Origin of the sequence: Paenibacillus arenilitoris, assembly GCF_014705655.1 — a bacterium.
In the GTDB taxonomy this organism is placed as follows: Bacteria; Bacillota; Bacilli; order Paenibacillales; family Paenibacillaceae; genus Pristimantibacillus; species Pristimantibacillus arenilitoris.
Genome location: NZ_JACXIY010000075.1, coordinates 1 through 2,770, shown reverse-complemented (window position 1 = coordinate 2,770; position 2,770 = coordinate 1). Strand labels below are relative to the sequence as shown.

2 protein-coding genes and 1 rRNA gene are annotated in these 2,770 nt (G+C 57.0%); all 3 read right to left on the bottom strand.

Annotation, left to right across the window (positions count from 1 at the left end; genetic code table 11):
* A 16S ribosomal RNA gene (locus IDH41_RS30955) occupies positions 1-78 on the bottom strand; the annotation flags it as partial.
* A 389-nt stretch (positions 79-467) separates the two neighbouring features.
* Positions 468-2,468 (bottom strand): NAD-dependent DNA ligase LigA, encoded by a 2,001-nt coding sequence (ligA, locus tag IDH41_RS30950; RefSeq protein ID WP_190868213.1) that lies wholly within the window; start codon positions 2,466-2,468, stop codon positions 468-470.
* A 75-nt stretch (positions 2,469-2,543) separates the two neighbouring features.
* Positions 2,544-2,770: hypothetical protein (locus tag IDH41_RS30945; RefSeq protein ID WP_190868211.1), on the bottom strand; the 227-nt coding region annotated here is incomplete at its 5' end.

Below are 2,770 nucleotides of genomic sequence, written 5' to 3'. Positions count from 1 at the left end.
GGATTAACTCCGCTCGACTTGCATGTATTAGGCACGCCGCCAGCGTTCGTCCTGAGCCAGGATCAAACTCTCCATAATGGTGTTTGTCCGCGAAACTTCTCTCTAGCCAAAGGTCAGATCAAAGTTTCGCGCCTGCTCATTTCTTAACTAGCTATTTAAAACATTGTCGGATTTTGACGTGATCCATTTGTTCAGTTTTCAAAGAACTTGCTGTCACGTTTTGTCGTGACAAGTAGATACTTTATCATCTTCATTCGACATTGTCAACAGCTTGTCTCACATTTTTTCGCGATTCAGTCGGTTAACCATTATTGTCTTCATCTCAGAAGCGACAAGCAATAATATATCACTTCCGAAAACACAAAACAAATTGTAAATAATGACAATTAACGAATAACCGCTTTCTTCCGTTCGCGCGATCAAAAAAGCGCCCATGCCTTCGCCGCATGAGCGCTTCCGTAACTTGACTATTCGGCACCTTCGCCTAGTAAGCGAAGCAGCTCCGCCTCGTCGTCGATAATCGCGATGCCAAGCTCTTGCGCCTTGGTCAGCTTGCTGCCCGCGCTTTCGCCGGCAATGACGAAATCCGTTTTTTTGGAGACGCTGCCCGAAATTTTGGCGCCGCACGCCTCAAGCTTCTTGGCCGCCTCGTCGCGCGACATCGTCGGCAGCGTGCCGGTCAGGACGACCGTCTTGCCGCTAAATACGCTGTCCTGCCTAACGGGCGCCTGACGCTCGGCTTCGGCTTTGACGCCGAGCTCGCGCATGCGCGCGATGCTCGCGACCGCAACCGGATCGTTGAAATAATTAACGATGCTGTCCGCCACGATGCCGCCGACGTCCGGCAGGGCGACGAGTTCTTCCGTGCCGGCCTGCATGATCGCGTCCAAGCTGCCGAAATGGTCGGCCAGCATTTTGGTCGTCGCCTTGCCCGTATTCGGAATGCCAAGCGCGAACAAGAACGATGCCAGCTCGCGATCCTTGGACTTCTCGAACGCGTCAAGCAGCTTGCGCGCCTTCTTCTCTCCGAACCGCTCCAGCTTGATCAGGTCTTCATAGGTGAGCGCATAGAGATCGGCAGGGTCGCGCACGCCGCAATCCTTATATAGCTGCTCGGCCGTCGCTACGCTGAACGTATCGATGTCCATCGCGTCGCGGGAAGCGAAATGCGTGATGCGACCGATAATTTGCGGCTGGCAGCCAAGCTTGTTGTTGCAAAACAAATGAGCCCCCCGCTGCTCGAGTTCCGTGCCGCACGAAGGACATACGGTCGGAAAGACGATCTCCGCGCCCGGCTCCTCATCCGCTTTGCCCAAAATTTCCGGAATGACATCGTTCGAGCGGCGGATAGCTACAAGCGTGCCAAGCGCGTGCTTCAAGTTTTTGCGCTCGATGTCGCCGATATTGTTGAGCGTGCAGTTCTGCACCGTCACGCCCGCCAACTCGACCGCTTCCACCCGGGCGACCGGCGTGATTTTTCCCGTACGGCCAACTTCCCACGATACGGACTCGAGTACCGTGGTCGTCTCCTCGGCCTCGAATTTGAAGGCCACCGCCCAGCGCGGAAACTTGTCGGTATAGCCAAGCGCCTCGCGCGTCCGCATATCGACGACTTTAACGACGGCCCCGTCGATCAGGAAATCCAATTGCTCGCGGCGCTCCGTCACGAGCGCAAGCTCCGCTTGGACTTCTTCGATCGTATCCCGATAGCTGACGTAAGGATTGACTTTAAACCGGTTGTCCTTCAAAAACTGCTGCATTTCGCGATGATCCGCGAACGCAACGCCGTCCGCGTAGCCGATGTTATAGAAGAAAGCGTCCAGTTTGCGCTCGGCGGTCACCTTCGGATTCTGGTTGCGAAGCGCGCCGGCCGCCGCGTTGCGCGCGTTCTTGAGCGGCTCGGCGGCCGTTTCGTTATACTTCTCCAGCACGGACAGCCGCATGATGCCTTCGCCCTGCACCTCGATAATGCCGTCGGTGAACGGAATAGACAACGGGACCGAACGGATCGTGCGTACTTGCTGCAAAATCCCCTCGCCTACCGTTCCGTTGCCGCGCGTCGCGGCCTGCACCAGCTGCCCGTCTTCATAGGTCAGGTTGAGCGTCAGTCCGTCGAACTTCAGCTCGATAACGTACGACGGCTGCGGAAGCGGCTCTTCTTCCGGATGCTTGGCATTATAATCGTTGATGGCCTTAAGGAGGCGGGTATTCCAAGCGAGCAGATCTTCCGCGTCCTGGGCTTTGTCAAGGCTCCAAAGCCTTGACCGGTGCTTATAAGGCTCGAATCCTTTGAGCAGTTCTCCGCCTACCCGCTGCGTCGGCGATTCCGGCAGGATGACGCCGGCCGCGGCTTCCAAGGCGACGAGCTCATCGTACAGCTTGTCATAATCCGCGTCGTTAATAGTCGGTTGATCCAGCGTGTAGTATTGATAATTATGCTCTGTAATGATCGCGGCAAGCTGCCGCATTCTCTCCAACTGAGCGCTCACGGAAGGCTCCTCCTTCTAATCGTCCATAATGGCTGATCAACCATCTTGCTTTGCTTACAGCTTCGTGATCGGCGCGAAGCCCGCGAGCAGGCGCTTAATGCCCACCGGCGCTGGAAAAGCGATCTGAAGCTCCATGTCGTTGCCCTCTCCTTTGACGGATACGACAACGCCTTCCCCCCACTTGCCGTGCGCCACGCGATCGCCGGCCGCGAACTCGCGCGCCGCGGCGCCATCGGCCGCCGCGGCTGCGCCCTGAGCCGCCCGGGCGGCGTCCTGCAGCG

Coding starts and splice junctions, on each gene's coding strand:
- ligA (WP_190868213.1), bottom strand. CDS start 2,468: ATGCGGCAGCTTGCCGCGATCATTACAGAGCATAATTATCAATACTAC.